The organism is Sulfitobacter sp. UBA4523 (genome assembly GCF_002388305.1).
Lineage (GTDB): Bacteria > Pseudomonadota > Alphaproteobacteria > Rhodobacterales > Rhodobacteraceae > Sulfitobacter > Sulfitobacter pontiacus.
This window is the reverse complement of the sequence record NZ_DGMH01000069.1, coordinates 35184-35512: the sequence shown is the minus strand read 5'-3', so window position 1 is coordinate 35512 and position 329 is coordinate 35184. Positions and strand designations below refer to the sequence as shown.

Below are 329 nucleotides of genomic sequence, written 5' to 3'. Positions count from 1 at the left end.
GGCGGGGTGCGCAGATCGATCCATTTGTCGCCGATCTGGAATGCGCAGCAGACCGAACATCGCGTGGTATCGTAGTATTCCTCGAAGGCGCTGACCGTAGGGTGAGGGGGGCTGGTGATCGCGTGGACAAGCATACTGCCGATGGTCAGGCTATCGTCGGGGGAGGGCCAGATCGTCAGCCGGTACAACCGCCGCACATCCGGCCCGTCACAGCGGTAAAGGATACTGAACAGTTGCTGTTCGAGCCGGCAGGCCTGAAACACGCCGAACAGATAGGTACGGGTGTTTGCCCCTTCGACAAAATCCCAAATCTCCCGCCCCAGCACATG

General features: G+C 60.2%; 1 pseudogene. It reads right to left on the bottom strand.

The annotated features are described in order from the left end of the window. Positions 1-329: pseudogene (locus B3849_RS16860) on the bottom strand (hypothetical protein); the annotation flags it as partial.